The organism is Lactobacillus apis (genome assembly GCF_002837055.1).
GTDB classification, from domain to species: Bacteria; Bacillota; Bacilli; order Lactobacillales; family Lactobacillaceae; genus Lactobacillus; species Lactobacillus apis.
This window is the reverse complement of record NZ_PDKP01000001.1, coordinates 354,084-373,903: the sequence shown is the minus strand read 5'-3', so window position 1 is coordinate 373,903 and position 19,820 is coordinate 354,084. Positions and strand designations below refer to the sequence as shown.

Genomic DNA, 19,820 nt, shown 5'->3' with positions numbered 1-19,820 from the left:
TACTTTTATTATAAAACAAAAATGACACTACTTCATTAAGTGAGTGCCATTTTTAATTACTTGATTTAGTTTTTATTACGCTTCTTATCTGCCTTTTGACGTTCAGAAGTGTTTAAAATCTTCTTACGAAGACGAATTGATTCAGGTGTTACTTCACAATATTCATCATCGTTTAAGAACTCAATTGCTTCTTCTAGTGTCAATGTCTTTGGCGTTCTGATTGCAGCCGCATGGTCTTTACCGGCAGCACGGGTGTTAGTCAAGTTCTTTCCCTTAATTACGTTAACTGCAATATCACGATCACGTGATGATTGACCAACAATCATACCCTCGTAGACTTCAACACCTGCGCCGATGAATAATTCACCACGTTGTTCAACAGTTTGAAGTGAGTATGTAGTTGACTTACCCTGGCTGATAGCAACAAGAGCACCATTTTTACGTCCTGGTTCCCAGTTCTTAACTACTGGTTTGTATGAATCGAAGCTGTGATTTAAAATTCCATATCCACCGGTTTGAGACATAAATTCATTGTTATAACCAATTAAGCCACGTGATGGAACTAAGAAGTCCAAACGAGTTTGATTATTTCCAGTCGATTCCATGTTCTTCATTTCACCTTTACGTTGTGAAAGTGAATCAATTACTGAACCAACGTATTCATCTGGTGTATCAACTTGAACAGCTTCATATGGCTCACACATTTGGCCATCAATTTCACGATAGATAACTTTTGGACGTGAAAGTTGTAATTCAAATCCTTCACGACGTAATTCTTCAACAAGAATTGAAAGGTGTAATTCACCACGTCCAGAAACAGTCCAGGCATTGATTTGATCAGTAGGTTCAACCTTTAAAGAAACATCAGTACGAGTTTGTTTGATTAAACGATCCTCTAACTTTTTAGGAGTTACCTTGTCACCTTCACGGCCAGCAAATGGTGAATCACTTGCAACAAAGTCCATTTGCAAAGTTGGTGGGTCAATCTTAAGGAATGGCAATGCTTCTGGGTCTTCTGCAGATGCAATTGTTTCACCAACGAAAATGTCGTTAATACCACTAATGGCAATAATATCTCCGGCTTTAGCTTCTGAGATTTCATTACGCTTCAAACCAAAGAAACCAAATAGCTTAGTTACACGGAAGTTTTGCTTTGAACCATCACGTTTCATAACTGTGATGTTGTCACCAACTTTTACACTACCGCGGTAGATACGACCTACTCCAATACGACCAACATAGTCATCCCAGTCAAGCATAGTGATTTGGAATTGTAAAGGCTCATCAGCATTATCAATTGGTGCTGGGATAGCTTTAATAATAGTGTCAAAAATTGGATCCATTGTTTCTTTTTGAGTGGATGGATCAGCTTCATAAGAAGAAGTTCCGTTCAATGCTGATGCATAAACAACTGGGAAATCGAGTTGTTCATCATTGGCACCTAATTCAATGAATAATTCAAGAACTTCATCAAGAACTTCTTTAGGACGAGCACCTGGACGGTCGATTTTGTTAATAACAACGATTGGCTTAACGCCTGCTTCTAATGCCTTCTTAAGAACAAAACGAGTTTGTGGCATTGTTCCTTCATATGCATCAACTAAAAGTAGGGCTCCGTCAACCATATGCATGATACGTTCAACTTCACCACCAAAATCGGCGTGTCCTGGTGTATCTAAAATATTAATTGTGGTATCGCCATATTTAACCGCAGTATTTTTAGATAAAATAGTAATACCACGTTCACGTTCAATATCATTTGAGTCCATTGCACGATCTTCCAAAGCCATGTGCTCAGGGAGAGTGTCGGATTGCTTCAATAATTGGTTAACCAAAGTTGTCTTACCATGGTCAACGTGCGCTATGATCGCTATATTTCTAATATCGTCTCTTCTTTTTTCTGACAAAAGTATTCCTCCTCCACTCCTCAATAAAAAAACTGTGACAATGTCACAGTTTCGCCGGCACGTTCAAGAACATGCTAATCGAAGTGTTTCATATCTGTATATTTACGCTCATTGATTTTAACACCTAACTGTTATACTGGTCAACGTTTATCACTCTTTTTCAATTTTTAAATTTACGATAGAATAAAAAGCAGACAAAATGTCCTTATTTATGGTAAAAATATAGAGATAACTTTTTTATGAAAGAGTGAATTTAATTGATTTTAATGAAAGATATTGTTCGTGATGGTGATCCTGTATTACGTAAAGTTGCTGAAAAGTTAACTTTTCCTTTGAGCGACCATTACCAAAAATTGGCCGAAGACATGATGGAATACCTAATCAATTCACAGGATCCAGAAATTGCTAAAAAGCATCAGTTACGTGCTGGTGTTGGTTTAGCAGCACCTCAAGTGGGTAAAAGTGTGCAAATGGCATCACTTCTTGTTCCAAATGATCAAAACGAGATTGTTTTTAAAGAAACAATTGTTAACCCTGAGATTTTGTCGGAATCCGTTCGTCAAGCATGTCTTAGTGAAGGTGAAGGATGCCTAAGCGTTGATAAAGTTATTGACGGCTATGTTCCCCGTCCTGATAAGCTAAAGATTCATTACTATACCGTTGACGGTGAGGAAAAGACAATTAACTTAAAAGATTATCCTGCTATTGTTGCATCTCATGAAATTGAACACTTAAGAGGCCACCTATTTTATGACCGGATTGATAAGCAAAACCCATTTAAATTAGATGATGATACAGTCCTAATTTACTAGTATTGCTACTACATGACAGATTAACCGCCAATTTACTTTGACGGTTTTTTTATGAGTCAAACAAGTAGTGTTTCTATACTTAAAATAATAATTATGGTAAACTGAAATAAGCTATTGGGTACTTTTAGTTATCCAAAATTAAGAACGTTTTTATAACTGAATAAGGAGAATACAAATATGATCTACAAAGTTTTGTATCAAAAGGACAAAGTTGTTAATCCTAGACGTGAAACAACCCAAACCCTTTACCTAGAGGCTGATAATTTGGTCAGCGCTAGAACCTTGGTTGAAGACAATACCCCCTACAACATTGAACTCATCCAAGAATTAGCAGGAAATTCACTACAATATGAAAAAGAACACGCCGATTTTAAATTGACGACTTTTGATAGTAAGAAGTAGTTTCTGTGCGAATTAAAAATAATGAAGTAGCCGTCTTTGCAATCGGGGGGTTGCATGAAATCGGCAAAAATATGTATTGCGTTCAATATCAAGATGAAATTATTATCATGGACTGTGGTATTAAGTTCCCAGAAGATGATCTTCTTGGTATTAACTACGTTATTTCTGACTATTCATATTTAGTCAAGAATCGTAAAAAGATCAAAGCACTGGTTGTCAGCCACGGTCACGAAGATCACATTGGTGGTATACCTTTCTTACTTGAAAAAATACCCGAAATTCCAGTTTATGCTACACCCTTTGCCTTGGCATTAATCAAGGGTAAGCTTGAAGAACACGGAATTCTTCGCACTACCGAACTGCACGAAGAACACGAAAACACAGTTCTAAAATTCAAGAAGCTTTCTGTTTCTTTCTTTAGAACTACCCACTCAATTCCTGATACGTTAGGAATTGCTGTTCACACTCCTCTTGGTGCTGTTGTCTTTACTGGTGACTTTAAATTTGATTTAACTCCAGTAATGAACCAACCTGCTCCTGATTTTCAAAAGATGGCTCAAATTGGTAACGAAGGTGTCTTAGCCCTTCTATCAGATTCAACTAATGCGGAGGTTTCGCAGTTTACCAAGTCAGAAAGTTTTGTTGCTCATTCATTGCACGATATTATTACAGGTATCCATGGTCGAATTATTTTCGCTACTTTTGCCTCTAACCTTTACCGTGTCTCAACGGCAATTGAAGCAGCAATTGATACTGGTAGAAAAGTTGCAATTTTTGGGCGAAGCATGGAAAACGGAGTTCAAAACGGTATCGACCTTGGCTATTTAAATGTACCCGAAGGTTTAATTGTTGATTCAAATGAAATCAACCACACTCCTGCTGATGAGGCAATGATATTATGTACCGGATCACAAGGTGAGCCTTTAGCTGCTCTTTCGCGGATTGCAAATGGTACACACCGTCAGATTAGTCTTCAACCTGGTGATACAGTCATTTTTTCTTCTAACCCTATTCCTGGTAATACACTTAGTGTAAACCACTTGATTAACAAACTGATGGAGGGTGGCGCTAACGTGATTCATGGACGCGTTAATAATGTTCATACTTCTGGTCACGGTGGTCAAGAAGAATTGAAGATGATGGTTAGACTAGCTAAACCTAAGTATATGATTCCCGTGCACGGCGAGTATCGCATGCAAGTTGTCCATACTGAACTTGCACAAGCTGCCGGCGTCCCCGAAGACCATACTTTTGTTTTGGAAAACGGTGAAGTTGTCTGCTTTGGTCCTGATGGTTCTAGAATTGCTGGACACATTCCTGCAGGTGATGTATATGTTGATACTTCTGGAACTGCTGACGTTGGCAACGTCGTTGTCCATGATCGTCAGATTTTGTCAGAAGATGGTTTAGTCGTTGTAGTTGCGACTGTTGATTACAAACATAAGCGTGTTCTAGCAGGTCCAGATGTTTTGAGCCGTGGCTTTGTTTATATGCGTGAATCAACCGAATTGATTAGCCAAGCTCAAAAACATATTTACCATATTATAAAAAGTGAAATGGATAAAACAGATAATCCTAAAGATGCTGTTGTCCGTAAGGCAATTGTTGAAAATCTTTCTGATTTCTTATATTCCAAGACAAAAAGACGGCCAATGATTTTACCTATGATTGTTGAGAAAAAGTAAAAAAGCCCATTTGGGCTTTTTTTAATAAATAAAATATGAAAAACAAACTTAAAATCCATCTTCTAGTTAATGAAACTGCTGGAAATGGACATGCGAAAAAGATATTAGACCAAACTACCCTCTTACTTGTTAATGAAAATATTGCTTTTGATGTTTACAAAAGCTCTTTTGCAGGTGAAGCAATAAAAATTGCACAAGAATATGGCAATAGAAACCATCTCTCCAATGAAGTTCTATTAGTAATTGGTGGAGATGGATCTTTGAATGAAGTTCTTAATGGAATAAAAAGATCAAGTCATCCTTCCACGCCGCTAGCTTATTTACCTGCGGGCACTGGAAATGACTTCGGCAAGGCTGCTAATCTTTCTGGAAACCCTGAAGAACTTATTAATCACTTAAAAAATGGTATTGAGCCTGAAAGAATTGATTGTGGGGCTTTCCACTTCCCTCATTCAAGCAATGATGTTTATTATTTTGCAAATAGTCTAGGGGTTGGTTTTGATGCTTATGTTAATCATCTTAGTAACATTTCAGAATTAAAGAAATTCTTAAACAAAATCAATGAAGGCAAAATGATTTATGGGCTTCATATTTTGTCAGCACTGCGTAAGCAAGATACATTTACTGTTGATATTAAGTGCGACAATAAAAGATATCATTACGATGATGCTTTTCTAGCAACTACTACTAATCATCCCTATTTAGGTGGTGGTATTCCATTATTACCAAGTGCAAGTATCAAAAGTCGTGTGCTTGACACCGTTGTTGTTGAACGCTTCAGTTTAGGCAAACTAATCAAACTCTTTGTTAATTTGTTAAAAGACGGCTCACATGTTCATGATCCTCAATTTCATTATTTTGAGGGTAAACAAATATCTATTCAAACAACTAAAAAAGAGTTTGCCCAAGTTGATGGTGAGCAAATCAAACCAGACTCATTCAAAATAGATTTTAAAGTTAGCCATTTTTATTTATTAAGATAATCACTAAAAAAGGAAAAGATACACGCTTTTCCTTTTATTTTATTTCAAATTTATACAACCCAAAGCTCAGCCATTTCAGTAAATGACTGAATTTTTTTACATTAAATTTCTTTCCCGAAATTAAGATTGAGAAGGTCCCTCCATCATCAACTAGATAATTAGAAGTCTGCCTAAACCCATTTTTTTCATAAAAAGATAATCTCTTTAAGCGTTGCCTATAATTGACCGCTTTTTCATTCACTGGTTCAATGTCAATAATGATATTCTTGGGAGTAAAACGCTTTTTTAATTGAGTTAAAATTTTTGAGCCATACCCTTGATTTCTTTTGTTCGAAACTGTTGCCAAAAACATCAAATAAACTGCTTCACTGCTCTCTGCAAGAAATACTAAGCCAATAAAGTCGTACTTGTCATAAACCGCTTCGAAATGAACTTGGCGGTGAAGTGACATTAAAACTAATTGCCATATTGAAAAGCGCTCATTTTTTGGAAAAGCGGTTAAATATAATTTTCTTACGGCAAAATAATTCTTTGTTCCCCAAACAACATTCTTAAATTCTAAAATAATATTCTAACTTCCTTTAATGCATGAACTACTCTATTAAGCATAATAAAAGCAGTTAACATCTTTTCATGAATATCAAACTGCTCTATTTTATATTAAGTTTTATTTTAAAAAGCGTCAAATGAACCATTTTTTCGTTCATACTTAATGCTATAGGAAAAAACAATTATTCCAGCAATTAACCAAGCTGCATTGACCAATAAAAAGATTAAAAACTGATGCATAACAAACCCCTGACCCAATACTATGTTTCTTACAAGCTCAACGCCGCACACATAAGGGATAATTTCTTGAATACCAAGAAAAGCTGGAGAAAAAACATTAGAAAACATCATTAAAAGTGATGATATAATTACTGACCACTGCCCCATTTTCTTAAATCGAATAGAACCTGACGCTAAGAACATCCCCATGCCAAACATTCCTAAGTTTGAAATTTGCGAAAAAACAAAAGTAAGAAGCAAAGAAGAAATTAAGTCATTGAAAGTAAAGTGCGACAAAAAACATGTGACTATACTTATGACTAATAACTCAAGCCAAACAATAATGTTTTCTCCAAGAATTTGAAATAGGTAAATTAACCACAAAGGGTATGCAGATTGCATTTCACTTTCTAAGGTTCCTTCCCGCTCATCTATTTCAACTGCATTACTGCACGATTGAAAAGAAGAAATTCCGATACTCCAAAACAAATAGCCGATCATTGCAACTAGTACCCCTGCCTTAGAATTATAATATCGAGCCATTTTGGAAGTATCTGTTACAAATAAAACAATTAAGAAAGCACCCGCATACAAAAATATTTGGCTAACTGTAGAATTTAAGTATCTTATATTTAACTTTATGACAGATTCCAATTGAACAATAAACAACATCCAAAGCTGCTTTATTTTCTTCATTTTTTCCACCCACTTTAGCGATATACATTTTGGTAAGTTCTAATTAGTTCTTCTTCACTAAAATGGTGATTTACTTGTTTTACAATCTGGCCATTTTTAAAAAACAGATAGCAGTTAACCACACCAGACAGCATTTGTGTATCATGTGAAGAAACAAAAATCATCTTGTGATATAGATCTTTCAGCTTCACAATGAACCTAGCTAAATCATCCTGAGCATTAATGTCTAAGCCATTCGATGGCTCATCAAGTAGCAAAACACTGGTTTCCAGTGAGGCACCTACTAAAATTGCTGCTTTCTTCTTTTGTCCTGTCGATAATTCTTGAAATTTTTTATCCAATAATTCCGAAAAGTCTAATGATTCAGCCAAAGATCTCAGTACCTTTTCTGCTTTGTGTAGATTAATTCCTTTAAAAGATGCAAAATATCGCAAGTTTTCAATTGTAGTTAAACGATATATCAAGCCTCTTTCACCTGAGGGGACAAAAGTGCTGTGGACACATGCCCACTTGTAATATGTTTCTTTAACTTTGTCATTTAAAATCTCACCATCAGTTGGAATCAGCACTCCCGCCAATAATCTAAGCATGGTCGACTTTCCTACTCCATTGGGGCCAATTAGACCAACAATAGTAGGCTGCTCAGGAATTTCGAAACTGATATCATGTAGAACTTGTTTTTTACCATAATTCTTAGAAAGATTTTTTGCTATGATTGCCATGCTATACCGCATATATCTACATATAATTTAATCGAGTTTTAATCATTTAAGCATAATCTCAGCGCGATGACAAGAAGATTTACTTACTGTATTAACCTAAATAAGATACGGCAACTACTAATTGGGTTAGCTTCATAATCGTTGCAATAACATTAGCTCGGCTTACTTCTTTCCAAATTTCTCCAGTATTGTAATCAAAATCAAAGCCTGCAGACTTAGCAACTTCCTCCGTCATAGCATACAATTCTTTATCACTTGCACTTGGGTCAATTTTAAACAATGTTCTACTGTCATCACCTATCCGATACACATCATTACTTTTCTGGATAAAGCAGTATATTGTTTCTCCCAAAGAGTCTTTTTCACTAGTTGCAATTTCAAGTGTATCATCACTAATAAAGCAAACCTGAGTGTGATTAACTACCCAGTTTCCAATTTGATCTTTTATGATTTGCTCAATTTCTTTACTCATTATTTTTCTCCAAGCTATTTTGCTTATTGTTGAACACCTAATTTAATTCCTTGCATGCCAATCATTGGATCTATTTGACCTGAATAAATTAATTCTGAAGTTAAAACGTAATCTTCATCTTTTGGCAAGTCAGTGGTGCTACTTGCAAGATTACTATCTTCTTTTTCATCAACCACTTCTGTATTAACCTTCTTACCTAGCTGTTCACACAGTTTGGCACTTAAGCCAGTTTTACGGTCATTTCCTGGTGTATTAAAAGCCATTGCGTATGCACGCGGGTCTCCAATTAACACAAGGTTTTTCTCCGCTCTGGTAACGGCTGTATATAAAAGATTTCGTTTCAACATGACATAGTTTTGCATGGTCAAGCTTAAAATAACCAAGGGAAATTCAGAACCTTGTGCTTTGTGAATCGTAATCGCATAAGCTCTAGTAAGGTCAAACAGATCTTTCTTACTAAAGTTAATTTCACGTCCATCAAAATCAGCTGTCATACACTTTTGCGGATTTTTTTCATCGATGGAGATTATTTTCCCTATTTGTCCATTGTAAATATCTTTTTCAGGGTTATTTTGCAGTTGTAGCACCCTGTCGCCAATTCGAAAAATTTCATCATGAGCTTCGAGAATTTTACTATTAGGTTTGGCTGGATTCATAATTTCCTGAATCACATTATTTAGGTTAGTTACGCCACCAGAACCTTGATACATTGCACCCAATACTTGAATATCATCCTGATCAAAACCACGTTTAAGAGCACGCTCAACAATTTGACTAACTACGTGATCAACTTCATGTGGCGGACAGGAAATGAAAGAATAATTCTTAGTTTTATTAAATAATGCGTCTTGATCCTGTCCCTCATTTATATCGTGGGCAAGCGTAATAATACTTGAATCGTCACCCTGACGGTGAATTTGCTTTAGAACAGTTGTTGGAAAAACATCTGCACTAATTAAGTCACTAAAAACATTTCCAGCACCAACTGATGGCAGCTGATCCTTGTCTCCAACAAATACAACGTGTCGTGTTTCAGCTATGCAAGAAACTAGTTCTTTAAAAAGAAACATATCAACCATCGACATTTCATCAATGATTAGAATTTCGCCATTAAGTTCGTTGAGGTCAAGAGCATCATTATCGCCAATTCCTAGGCCCAGCATGCGGTGAATTGTTTTTGCCGTAATACCAGTTATTTCTTCCATGCGCTTTGCTGCTCGGCCAGTCGGAGCCGCCAGTAAGAATGGCGGATCACTACTATAAAGTGCTGATGCAGGAATATCAGCAAGTTCACGTAAAGCTAACAAGATACCATTAATGATAGTTGTTTTACCTGTTCCGGGTCCACCCGTTAAAATCGATATTGGATTAGTTAGAGCATTTTTTATTGCAAGCTCTTGCGTTTGGTCATATTTAATTTTTAGCTTTTTCTCAGCATTTTTTATAGCTTTGTCGATTGCCTTATCTTCGAAATGCTCACTTTCATCTTTGCGATCAACTAAGTTTTTCATCATTAAAGCAATGTCATTTTCTGTTGCATAAATGTTTTGTAATGCAGCATTCTCACCAGAAACCACAACTTTGCCTTCATGCTGCAATTCATTGACTGCATTGGCAATTGAATCAAAATGCTTAAATTGCAATAATTCGCTAGCTGACGTTAGAAGCTGTTCTAACTTGATATAGGTATTTCCAGCTTGGCTAAGCTCATCCATTAGAACCTGAAAAACTGCACCCTTAATTCTGCGGAGATCATCAACCTCTATCCCCAACTTATTTCCTATTTGATCCGCGCTTTTAAAAGCATAACCTGTCACTTCTGAAATTGCAGCATAGGGATCATTCTCTAATTTAGTTAAAGTATCACCATGATAAAGTTGGTAAAGACGTCCAGCAACCTTTTTATTTAAGCCAAATTGGGCAAGTTTAAGAACAATCTCTGAATATGAATCCATTGACTGAACCCCATTTAATAGACTATCCTTTTGCTTCTTAGTTAACGGTAAAACTGAAACTTTTTCAGGTTTTTCTTTTAAAACTGATAATGCATCAACCCCTAAAACCGAAATAATAGAGTCTGCTGCCTTTTTACCAATTCCAGGGAATTTATTTGAACTCAAATAGCGCGTTAAACTACCCTTTTCGTGTGGGACTGATTGCTTATAGCTATCGCATCGAAATTGTAAACCAAACTTATTGTGAACAACGAGCTTCCCTTCAAAGCTATAAGTAGTATTTTCTTGAATTTCGCCAAAATTACCAGTTACTTTAATTTCCTCGCGATCATAGTCTTCCAATTTGCCAATGATTGTTACATCAAGGATTTTATATAAATCTTGATCGTTTTCGAAAACGATTCTGTTCACTTTTCCAACAAACTTAGTCATTTTTCTTTTCCGCTTCGTTAACCATTTTTAAAATAGCGCCATATTGTTCCTGGGCTTGCTTAAAATATTCAGGATCTTTTTCTTTTGCATTTTTAAGATAACTAGTTGCTTTTTCACGGTCACTATCCAAAATACTAATCCCAAGCATAAAATAAACTTTTGCTGTCCTTTTGTTAGGAGAAATCTTTTCATAACAGGTACGAGCTTCGCTTAGTTCACCAAGACTTAGCCAGATATCACCTAGTAATTCTAGAACCTTATCATCAACTTGCTTAATCGTTAACGCATGAGCTAATGCTTTTTGTCCTTGACCAAGTTTTAAAAAGACTAGTGCTTTCTGGTATAAAACTAAATCATCATTAGGAATTTGATTAAGTAAGGTAAGAGACTTATCAAAATCACCTTGCATGTAGTAGCAAACTGCTAAATCATAGTCTAAGTCCTGTGGGTGCTTAACAAGATGTTTAGCTTGCTCAAGAAGTTGAGTTGCTTGAGCAAAACTTCCCTGCTCAATTAATTCTGTCGCTAGTTTTAGATAATTTTCTGTTTTTTGTGGATTCTGATCTATTTTCTCGATTAACTTGTGTATACGCTGATTAACTACAGCGTCCTCTTTCATACTTTTACTTTGTTTATCTGTCATAATGCATCAGTTCCTGAAGTATCCCTTTCCAAAAAGCTTGTATCATTCCACACAATTAACTTAAAGGTTGCACCTTGATCAAGTGTTTCCAAAATCGTTAAACTAGTATTACTTAATGGGCCATTACACCTAACATCTTTTAATGGGTATCCTAGTAATCCCCCCATAATAGCACCCAAAGCAGCACCATGACTAACGGCAAGCACTTTATCGTCAACACCAGTAAATTGGCTGGCTTTTTCAGTAGCAAAGCTCTTTCCACGCGAAATTACATCTGGATAGTTTTCACCTTGAATGCTTTTACCATCATATTTATCAGGTCTATTCCAGATATCATCAACCTGTTTAGGAAATTTTGCGCTCGCTTCATCAAACTTTAAGCCTTCCATTAGCCCCATGTCAAATTCACGTAGACGCTCATCTTTTTTGACACTTAAATCCGAAGATATAGCTTTTTTCACGCCATTAGCTGTATCAAAAGCACGTTTTAATGGACTAGAATAGATTCCATTGAAATTAGTTCCTTTTAAGTGATTGCCAAGTTTTTCTATATCATTTAAGCTTTCTGCTAACAATGGAGAATCACCATGTGCGCCCTGGAAACGACGCTCCAAATTCCACTCGGTTTTTCCATGTCTTACAAAATAAATCTGCATCTATTACTAGTCCTATTCTTTATTAGCATTACTTTTCTAGTTTATCATTTAATTAATATAAATGAAAAAGCAGAATCAACGGCCTGTAAATATATTTCAGAGTATAAAAAAAGAAAGAACTAAGTCTTTCTTTATAGCTATTCTAAACTAATTGTAATTTCCGCTCTTCCTGGTATGCACAGTCAATGTTGCCACCACCTAGACATTCTTCACCGTTATATAAAACTAGAGCCTGTCCAGGTGTTACTGCACGAGCTGGCTCATCGAAGTAAACAGTAGCTGAATTATTAGCAGCATGATATTCAACAGTAACTGCAACATCAGGCTGGCGATAACGGAACTTTGCACTACAACGAATCTTGAAGTCACGGTCAGGCTGACCAGTGAAAAAAGACATGCCGCTTGCTTCAAGCTTAGTAGCGTAAAGCAATTCACTATCATATCCTTGCTCAACAATTAATTCGTTCTTTTTCAAGTCCTTACCAACAACAAACCATGGAGCAGTCGATTGCTTAGTAGAACCTAGACCCAAGCCAGAACGCTGGCCAATAGTATAGTACATTAATCCGGCATGCTTACCGACAACGTTTCCATCAGGTGTGACCATTTTACCAGACTTTGCCGGTAAGAACTCACTTAGAAACTTGCGGAAGTTTCTCTCGCCAATAAAGCAAATTCCAGTGGAGTCCTTCTTTTTTGCGTTAACTAAATTATTTTCAATTGCAATTTCACGTACCTGTGGCTTAGTCAAATTAGCCAATGGAAAAATCACCTTACTGATTTGTTTTTGGCTCAGTTGACTCAAAAAGTAAGTTTGATCTTTATTGCCATCTTTTGGCCGCATCATATGCGTAATGCCATTTTCATCAGTAATCGTTTTTGCATAATGTCCCATTGCAATATAATCTGCATCTAAGTCCATTGCGAAATCCAAAAATGATTTAAATTTAATTTGGCTATTACACATTACGTCGGGATTAGGTGTGCGTCCCTTTTTGTATTCACTTAAAAAATACTCAAAAACACGGTGCCAATATTCTTTTTCAAAATTGATTGAATAATATGGAATACCAATTTGATCAGCTACCTTTTTGACGTCTTCATAATCTTCTGTTGCGGTACAAACACCCGCATCATCAGTGTCATCCCAATTTTTCATAAAAACGCCAATTACATCATAGCCTTGCTTCTTAAGTAGTAATGCAGAAACAGAGGAATCAACCCCACCACTCATACCTACTACTACTCGACCCTTTTTTGCCAATTAACTCAATCCTTTACAGCAACAATAATATTTCGCTCTTCTAAGTCTTTTAGAATATAATCTAACAACTCCACCGTAGGTGCCAATTGTTGGTTTTTAAAAATATTAACCTTCTTAAGACCATTGCGGTCAGTCACAACCATTGTTAAATGACTCATTTCTTTGTCAATCGTCATTTTCAATTTGGTAGGAGCATTATATGGTGAATCATTATAAAGTGGATGTTCGTAATTAAAATTACCTTTAGCCGTTTTAACAAAGCCAGCGTCAATAAGCGCGTACAGCTTCAAGTCAGGACTAAGTGTAAACTTACGCGTATCACCATTAATTTCTACAGTATTTGCCATAATTATACCTCACGCTTACTAATAATAAGTTAAATTAAATTAAAAAGCAACTATTTTTCTTTTTTCTGGACTTTCTGAGCAATTTTCACTAGTTGTTGAGCAAAGCTAGTAATTTCTTCATCAGTCGTATATCTACCAAATGAAATTCTAATTGACTCTAGAACACGCGGAGACTTTTTACCAAAGCATGCACATAAAACATGTGACGGTTCGAGTGAACCTGCTGTACAAGCTGAGCCACCTGAAACGGCAAAACCAGCTAAATCAAGATTTGCTTGTAAAAGTGTTGTAGATATACCATCAATGCGCAGGTTCAAAATATGATGCGAGACATTTTCACCTAAACCGCCATTAACCTGATAAGCAATTTTTGCTTGATCGAGTTCCGTCAAAATTATTTTTTGGAAGTGATGATACTTTTCTTGCAATTTTTGCTTATCAACTTCAGCAATTTCGCTTACAGCTTCGCCCAAGCCAGCAATTCCAGGAACATTCTCAGTACCTGCCCGTCGCTTCGTTTCCTGCTCTCCACCATAGACTAATGGTGGTAATTTCACATCAGCTTTTTCATACAAAAAGCCAAGAAACTTTGGCCCATTTATTTTATGAGCAGATGAAGATAGTAAATCGATTTTCATTTTAGCAACATCAATGTCAATGTTCCCTAATCCCTGAACCGCGTCAACATGGAAATATGCGTTACTCTTTGCGACAATTTCACCTATTTCAGCAATTGGATTAATTGTCCCTATTTCGTTATTGACTGCCATGATCGAAACTAAAATTGTTTCAGGAGTTAAGTTCTTTTTCAACTCTTCAAGTGAAATATGGCCTGTTTCATCAACATTAAGATAAACTACATCGAAGCCCTCACGTTCAAGTTGCATCATTGGCTGTAAAACAGATGGATGCTCAATCTTAGTAGTTATAATGCGCTTGCCTATATCAGACCTACTATGAGCAGTACCGAAAATTGCCGTATTGTTACTTTCCGAACCACCAGAAGTAAAAATTATCTCGTTATCCTTAGCATTAATTGCTTTAGCAACCTTTGAACGCGCTTGGTCGATCACATGACGCGCTTTTCTTCCCAGCTCATAAGTACTAGAAGCATTACCAAAATCGTTCTTCATTTCTTCAGTAACCACATCAATTACTTTCGGAGACATCGGAGTAGTCGCTGCATTGTCTAAATAAATTTCTTCCATAAGCTATTTCACTTTGTCTAGATAGGCACAAATTAACTTTGCAGCTTTAGCGCCAACTTTTTTGGCAAACTGATCAAAATCTTCGTTTGCATTATCATTTCCATTATCCGAAATCGCACGTAATGCAATAAGGGGTTTAGCAAAATGATAAGCTACTTGAGCAAACGCCGCACCTTCCATTTCAACACCAAGAGCATTAGCAAAATTAAGTTTAATTTCGTCCTTCTGCTTATCAGAACCGATGAAGGAATCACCAGTGACTACTAATCCTTCTTGATACGATACTCCTTCTTTATTTAAGAAGCTAATAAATTCATTTCTAGCAGATGAATCTAGTTCAAATACTGCTGGTTCACCGGGAATTTGTCCCTCTACGTAGTCCCCAGCAAGCGTATTATGAGCATCATGGTAAGCAAAAGAACTAGCTAAAACTAAATCACCTTTATGAACAGTTTGTTGCAAAGAACCTGCCGTTCCCGTCATAAAAATCATATCAATATCTACACTGCTCAATAAGCTTGCTAAGTTCATTGCAGCTTGTACTTTACCTATTCCACTCAATCCAATGTAAATTTCATTGCCGTTAACGCAAAAATGCTCGAACTGTGTAGATCCGAACATTTCTGTGCTACCAGAGTGAAAATACTTACGATAATATTCTGCCTCAATTTCCATTGGGACAATAATTGCTATCTTCATTTTCCCCTCGATTATTTATAAATGAAATAACGCTAATAATACCAAAACAATCAATACAATCACAATTAATATTGCAATGTTTAAACGCCTTTTTAGTCTTAAGCCCTTCTCTACCCAAGTCTTAGGCTGAGCTTTCTGCTTATTTTGATACTTGGAATTATTTTCATCACTAGAAGTTTGCGTTTCTCTTTGAGGTTCTCTTATAGTTTTTGAGCTTTGCTCATCATTAAAAGGACGCTCAGTTGAGTCACGTGTAAATTCTGGATTTACATCTACTTCTTCCTCGTTATCAAAAGCCGATTTAATTGTCTTAAAAAAGCTGTTTTTCTTTTTTCGTTGATTCTTTTTTCGGTAATCAGATCGCTTTTCAGTCATTTTATTCCTTTGCGCTTGCGCCAGTTAACAACATGTTTTCCCAAACACTCATTGCGTACAACGTTTTTGCGTCAACAAGTTTACCTTGAGCAAAAAGACGCTTTAGTTCTTCCAAATTATACCAGTGACTAGTCAAAAATTCATCTGAATCTAATGGTCTTTTATCATCAAGCTTTGTCAAAGTGTCACAATAAAATAAATGTAGTTTCTCATCAGTAAAGCCAGGTGAAGAATAAAATTCGGTAATTTTTTCCCAATAATCGGCATGATAACCGCCTTCTTCATTCAGCTCGCGTTTCATTGCATCCAATGGACTCGCATCGGTCTCATCAATTAAACCAGCTGGAATTTCCAAGGTTAATTCTTTAATTGGTTCGCGCCATTGTTCAACTAGCAGCATTTCTTGCTTATCATTTACTGCAATCGCTGCAGCAGCAGGTTGATGTTTAACTACTTCTCTTGTTGCAGTTTCACCATTAGGCAATTTAATTGTTCTAACAGAGAGATCAACAATTCGCCCCGAAAAAATCTGTTTTGAAGAAATTTCAGTTTCTGTTAAATCCATTTATTCACTTTCCTATTAATTAGCTAGATATACATTCACACATTGCAAGCCATTTTTTCCTTGAGCAAGTTGGTATTTGACTTTTTGACCAACTTGAACACGACGATATCCTTCTTCTTTAATTGCAGTGTAAAAAACAAAATAAGATTTGTGGTTTTCGTCATCTTCAATGAATCCAAAACTACTTTTTGGATCAAATTGCTTTACTGTACCTAAACGCATTATTCTTCTAGTCCTTCTTGAGCTGTTTCTGGATAATCAGCCTTGACTATCTCAGCACAGCGTCCACAAAGCATTGGAAGGTCGTTATCCTGCCCAATGTCATTTCTAATCATTCGGCATCGTGGACAAACTTCACCCTCAGCTCGTTCAACAATGAAAGCACCATTTTGTAGTTTCTCAGCATTTTCAGGAGCCGGACCATCAGCGATAGTTAATTTAGAGACAATTAAAATCTGTCTGAAATTGGCATCTAGTGAATCTAAAATCGATTTCATTTCTTCAGTAGGATAAATCGTCACAGCTGCCTCAAATGATTTACCAATTAGCTTCTTGTCACGTGCTTCTTCTAGGACCTTTAAGACATCATCTCTTAATGACATGAACTTTTGCCATTTAACAAGTAGTTCTTCACTATTTTCATATTCTTCAACTTCAGGCATATTCGTCAGTTGGATGTAGTCTTCTTTTTCTTTTAAGAATGACCAGATTTCTTCCATTGTGTGCGGAAGGATAGGTGTCAAAACCTTGGCTAATTTAACCGCAGCATCGTAAATGACCGTTTGCATTGAACGTCTTGCATGACTATTCTTGCCTTCAATGTATAAAACATCTTTTGCAAAGTCCAAGTAAAATGCTGATAAATCGTTAGAAATAAACGAAAAGATCTTTTTATAGACGTTATTGAAATCATATTTTTCATAACTTTCCAAACAGGTCTTAACAAGTTCATTCAAACGAACTTCAAGATATTGATCAATCGAATTAAGATCTTCATATGCAATACGGTCTTTTTCTGGATCAAAATCTGAAGTGTTAGCCAACATATAACGGAAAGTGTTTCTAATTTTACGGTAGCTTTCAGAAGTTTGCTGCAAAATGTCTTGGGAAACTGCTACATCTGAAGTTGCATCAACTGAAGCAACCCATAAACGAATTATCTCAGCACCCATCTTTTTAATTATATCGTTTGGTGCAATGATGTTACCAAGCGATTTAGACATTTTATGACCTTTATCATCTAAAACGAACCCTTGAGATAGGATGTTGCGATATGGGGCCTGACCAGTTGTTGCAACTGAAGTAATCAAACTAGAATTGAACCAACCACGATATTGATCACTCCCCTCAAGGTACATGTCTGCTGGAAAACGTAAATCTTCTCTTGCAGCCATTACTGCTCGATGTGAAGACCCAGAATCAAACCAAACATCTAAAATATCTGTTTCTTTTCTGAATTCTCCATTAGGAGAATGTGGAGAAGTAAATCCATCTGGCAAAAGTTCTTTAGCAGTGCGTTTATACCAAGCATTCGAACCTTCCTTGGCAAAAATTTGCGCAATGTGTTCAATTGTTTCTGGAGTAACAATTGGAGTATCATCTTCTGCGTAAAAAATTGGTAGAGGAACACCCCAAGCACGTTGACGTGAAATTACCCAGTCGCCACGATCTTTGATCATGTTGTGCAAACGAACTTTACCCCATTCTGGCATAAAGTTAACCTGATCAATTTGTTCAAGAATTTGTTTACGACATTTTTCGATTGATGCAAACCATTGGGTTGTTGCACGATAGATAACTGGCTTCTTAGTTCTCCAGTCATGTGGATATGAGTGCGTGAAAAAGCTTAGTTTCAATAAGTTACCAGACTGCTTTAATTTTTCGCTGACAACTTTATTAGCATCGTCATAAAACATGCCAACTAATTCAGGGTCGGGAACTTCATCGGTATAGCAACCCTTATTATCCAAGGGACTAAAGACAGGTAAATCATAGCGTTGAGCAACATTATAGTCGTCTTCACCAAAGCCAGAAGCAGTGTGAACTAAACCAGTACCGTCAGCAGCAGTAACATGCATCGCATTCATTACCAAAACATCTTGTCCATATAGTGGATGTGAAGCAAGCATGCGATCCATCTCAGAACCTTTTACGTGTTGTACAACTTCATAATTTTCCCAATCAAGCGCTTCTGCTACTGCTTCAAGTCGATCAGTACCTACCACATATCTCTTATCGCCAACTTTGACTACTGAATAGTCAAAGCCTGGGTTAACTGTAATCCCTTGATTAGCCGGTATAGTCCAAGGTGTTGTAGTCCAGATTACGAAATAAGTATCCTTTGGGTCAATGATGCCCTTACCATCCTTAACAGGAAAAGCAACATAAATTGAAGGAGACTTTACATCATGATATTCAACCTCGGCTTCAGCCAACGTTGACTCACTAGAAGGTGACCAGTAGACCGGCTTCTTACCCTTGTAAATGTATCCTTGTTCATACATTTTACCAAACACACGAATTTCTTCTGCTTCGTATTCAGGTTGTAAAGTAATGTATGGATGATCCCAGTCACCCATCACTCCTAAACGCTTAAAATCAGCTTTTTGTTTACTGATTTCTTTTTTAGCGTAGTCTTCACACAATTGACGGTATTCCGCACGATTCATTTTTTTACGGTCAACGCCTTGTTTTGCTAATTGTTGCTCAATTGGCAACCCGTGTGTATCCCATCCGGGAACGTAAGGTGCGTAATAGCCATCCATATTTTTAAAGCGAACAATAATATCTTTAGAAATCTTGTTTAACGCATGTCCCATGTGAATATTACCATTGGCAAATGGAGGACCATCATGCAAGTCAAAACGAGGTTTACCCTCATTTAGTTTTAGTCTTTGTTCATATAATTTATTTTCATCCCATTCTTTTTGCCATTCTGCTTCTCTAACGGGAAGATTTCCACGCATTTTAAATTTAGTTTTTCCTAAATTTAGCGTATCCTTTACTCTCATTATTTATTCCTTTCTGCAAAAAAACCTCGTCCTAATTAGGGCGAGGTTTAATATCGTGGTACCACCTAAATTGAGCCAATTAAGCTCCACTTAAAGATTGCGTAACGTGCAATTGACGAAATAAACTGTATCGCGATAGCTGATCAACCATCAAGCACTTAATACTAGTCTCACACCACCACTAGATCGCTGAATTGTCTGTCGGTTTTACTATCCGT

The 19,820-nt window shown here is 36.5% G+C and carries 20 protein-coding genes; 4 read left to right on the top strand and 16 right to left on the bottom strand.

Translation table 11 applies throughout. The features are described from left to right. Nucleotides 1–65: 65 nt before the first annotated feature. Nucleotides 66–1,907 (bottom strand): translational GTPase TypA, encoded by a 1,842-nt coding sequence (typA, locus tag CRG87_RS01830; RefSeq protein ID WP_046306754.1) that lies wholly within the window; start codon nt 1,905–1,907, stop codon nt 66–68. Nucleotides 1,908–2,164: 257 nt separating this feature from the next. Between typA and def the strand changes: the two genes are divergently transcribed. The 4 genes from def (at nt 2,165) to CRG87_RS01810 (ending at nt 5,789) form a co-directional block, all read left to right on the top strand. Further along, a complete protein-coding gene (def, locus tag CRG87_RS01825) occupies nt 2,165–2,719 on the top strand; it encodes a peptide deformylase (protein ID WP_074425436.1) in 555 nt (184 codons plus the stop codon). 177 nt (nt 2,720–2,896) lie between these two features. Then, nucleotides 2,897–3,121 carry a DNA-dependent RNA polymerase subunit epsilon gene (locus tag CRG87_RS01820; protein ID WP_046306751.1) on the top strand — a complete coding sequence of 75 codons (225 nt, stop codon included), beginning with the start codon at nt 2,897–2,899 and terminating at the stop codon, nt 3,119–3,121. Between the two features lie 5 nt (nt 3,122–3,126). Continuing rightward, nucleotides 3,127–4,806, top strand: a complete 1,680-nt coding sequence (gene rnjA / locus CRG87_RS01815; protein WP_074425437.1) for a ribonuclease J1 — start codon at nt 3,127–3,129, stop codon at nt 4,804–4,806. Between the two features lie 35 nt (nt 4,807–4,841). Next, nucleotides 4,842–5,789 carry a diacylglycerol/lipid kinase family protein gene (locus CRG87_RS01810; RefSeq protein WP_074425438.1) on the top strand — a complete coding sequence of 316 codons (948 nt, stop codon included), beginning with the start codon at nt 4,842–4,844 and terminating at the stop codon, nt 5,787–5,789. Between the two features lie 34 nt (nt 5,790–5,823). Here the strand turns inward: CRG87_RS01810 and CRG87_RS01805 are convergent, their stop codons facing one another. From CRG87_RS01805 to ileS, 15 genes are all read right to left on the bottom strand, one after another. Further along, a complete protein-coding gene (locus tag CRG87_RS01805) occupies nt 5,824–6,240 on the bottom strand; it encodes a GNAT family N-acetyltransferase (protein WP_074425439.1) in 417 nt (138 codons plus the stop codon). 221 nt (nt 6,241–6,461) lie between these two features. After that, entirely contained in the window at nt 6,462–7,253 is a 792-nt protein-coding gene (locus CRG87_RS01800) for an ABC transporter permease (protein WP_074425440.1), read from the bottom strand. Nucleotides 7,254–7,267: 14 nt separating this feature from the next. Continuing rightward, complete coding sequence (locus tag CRG87_RS01795) at nt 7,268–7,975, bottom strand: ABC transporter ATP-binding protein (RefSeq protein ID WP_074425441.1); 708 nt, start codon at nt 7,973–7,975, stop codon at nt 7,268–7,270. A 91-nt stretch (nt 7,976–8,066) separates the two neighbouring features. After that, nucleotides 8,067–8,447 (bottom strand): DUF1828 domain-containing protein, encoded by a 381-nt coding sequence (locus tag CRG87_RS01790; RefSeq protein ID WP_074425442.1) that lies wholly within the window; start codon nt 8,445–8,447, stop codon nt 8,067–8,069. 23 nt (nt 8,448–8,470) lie between these two features. Continuing rightward, the gene (recD2, locus tag CRG87_RS01785; RefSeq protein WP_074425443.1) at nt 8,471–10,834 is read right to left on the bottom strand and encodes an SF1B family DNA helicase RecD2; all 2,364 of its coding nucleotides are present in this window, start codon (nt 10,832–10,834) and stop codon (nt 8,471–8,473) included. After that, nucleotides 10,827–11,477: a tetratricopeptide repeat protein gene (locus CRG87_RS01780; RefSeq protein ID WP_074425444.1), complete on the bottom strand. Its 651-nt coding sequence runs from the start codon at nt 11,475–11,477 to the stop codon at nt 10,827–10,829. The genes recD2 and CRG87_RS01780 overlap by 8 nt, the downstream gene beginning before the upstream one ends. Beyond that, nucleotides 11,474–12,133: a histidine phosphatase family protein gene (locus CRG87_RS01775; RefSeq protein ID WP_074425445.1), complete on the bottom strand. Its 660-nt coding sequence runs from the start codon at nt 12,131–12,133 to the stop codon at nt 11,474–11,476. The genes CRG87_RS01780 and CRG87_RS01775 overlap by 4 nt, the downstream gene beginning before the upstream one ends. 142 nt (nt 12,134–12,275) lie before the next feature. Next, the gene (gene mnmA, locus CRG87_RS01770; RefSeq protein WP_257011220.1) at nt 12,276–13,397 is read right to left on the bottom strand and encodes a tRNA 2-thiouridine(34) synthase MnmA; all 1,122 of its coding nucleotides are present in this window, start codon (nt 13,395–13,397) and stop codon (nt 12,276–12,278) included. A gap of 5 nt (nt 13,398–13,402) precedes the next feature. After that, entirely contained in the window at nt 13,403–13,744 is a 342-nt protein-coding gene (locus CRG87_RS01765) for a DUF1831 domain-containing protein (RefSeq protein ID WP_046306739.1), read from the bottom strand. A gap of 50 nt (nt 13,745–13,794) precedes the next feature. Then, nucleotides 13,795–14,952, bottom strand: a complete 1,158-nt coding sequence (locus CRG87_RS01760; protein WP_074425446.1) for a cysteine desulfurase family protein — start codon at nt 14,950–14,952, stop codon at nt 13,795–13,797. 3 nt (nt 14,953–14,955) lie between these two features. Further along, complete coding sequence (locus CRG87_RS01755; protein ID WP_074425447.1) at nt 14,956–15,651, bottom strand: 5'-methylthioadenosine/adenosylhomocysteine nucleosidase; 696 nt, start codon at nt 15,649–15,651, stop codon at nt 14,956–14,958. Nucleotides 15,652–15,666: 15 nt separating this feature from the next. Then, complete coding sequence (locus tag CRG87_RS01750) at nt 15,667–16,026, bottom strand: hypothetical protein (RefSeq protein ID WP_074425448.1); 360 nt, start codon at nt 16,024–16,026, stop codon at nt 15,667–15,669. A 1-nt stretch (nt 16,027) separates the two neighbouring features. Next, nucleotides 16,028–16,591 (bottom strand): NUDIX hydrolase, encoded by a 564-nt coding sequence (locus CRG87_RS01745; protein WP_046306730.1) that lies wholly within the window; start codon nt 16,589–16,591, stop codon nt 16,028–16,030. A gap of 15 nt (nt 16,592–16,606) precedes the next feature. Continuing rightward, nucleotides 16,607–16,813: a cold-shock protein gene (locus tag CRG87_RS01740; RefSeq protein WP_074425449.1), complete on the bottom strand. Its 207-nt coding sequence runs from the start codon at nt 16,811–16,813 to the stop codon at nt 16,607–16,609. Further along, nucleotides 16,813–19,602, bottom strand: coding sequence for an isoleucine--tRNA ligase (gene ileS / locus CRG87_RS01735; RefSeq protein WP_074425450.1), 2,790 nt, complete (start codon nt 19,600–19,602; stop codon nt 16,813–16,815). Before ileS ends, CRG87_RS01740 begins: the two co-directional genes overlap by 1 nt. Between the last annotated feature and the right edge of the window lie 218 nt (nt 19,603–19,820).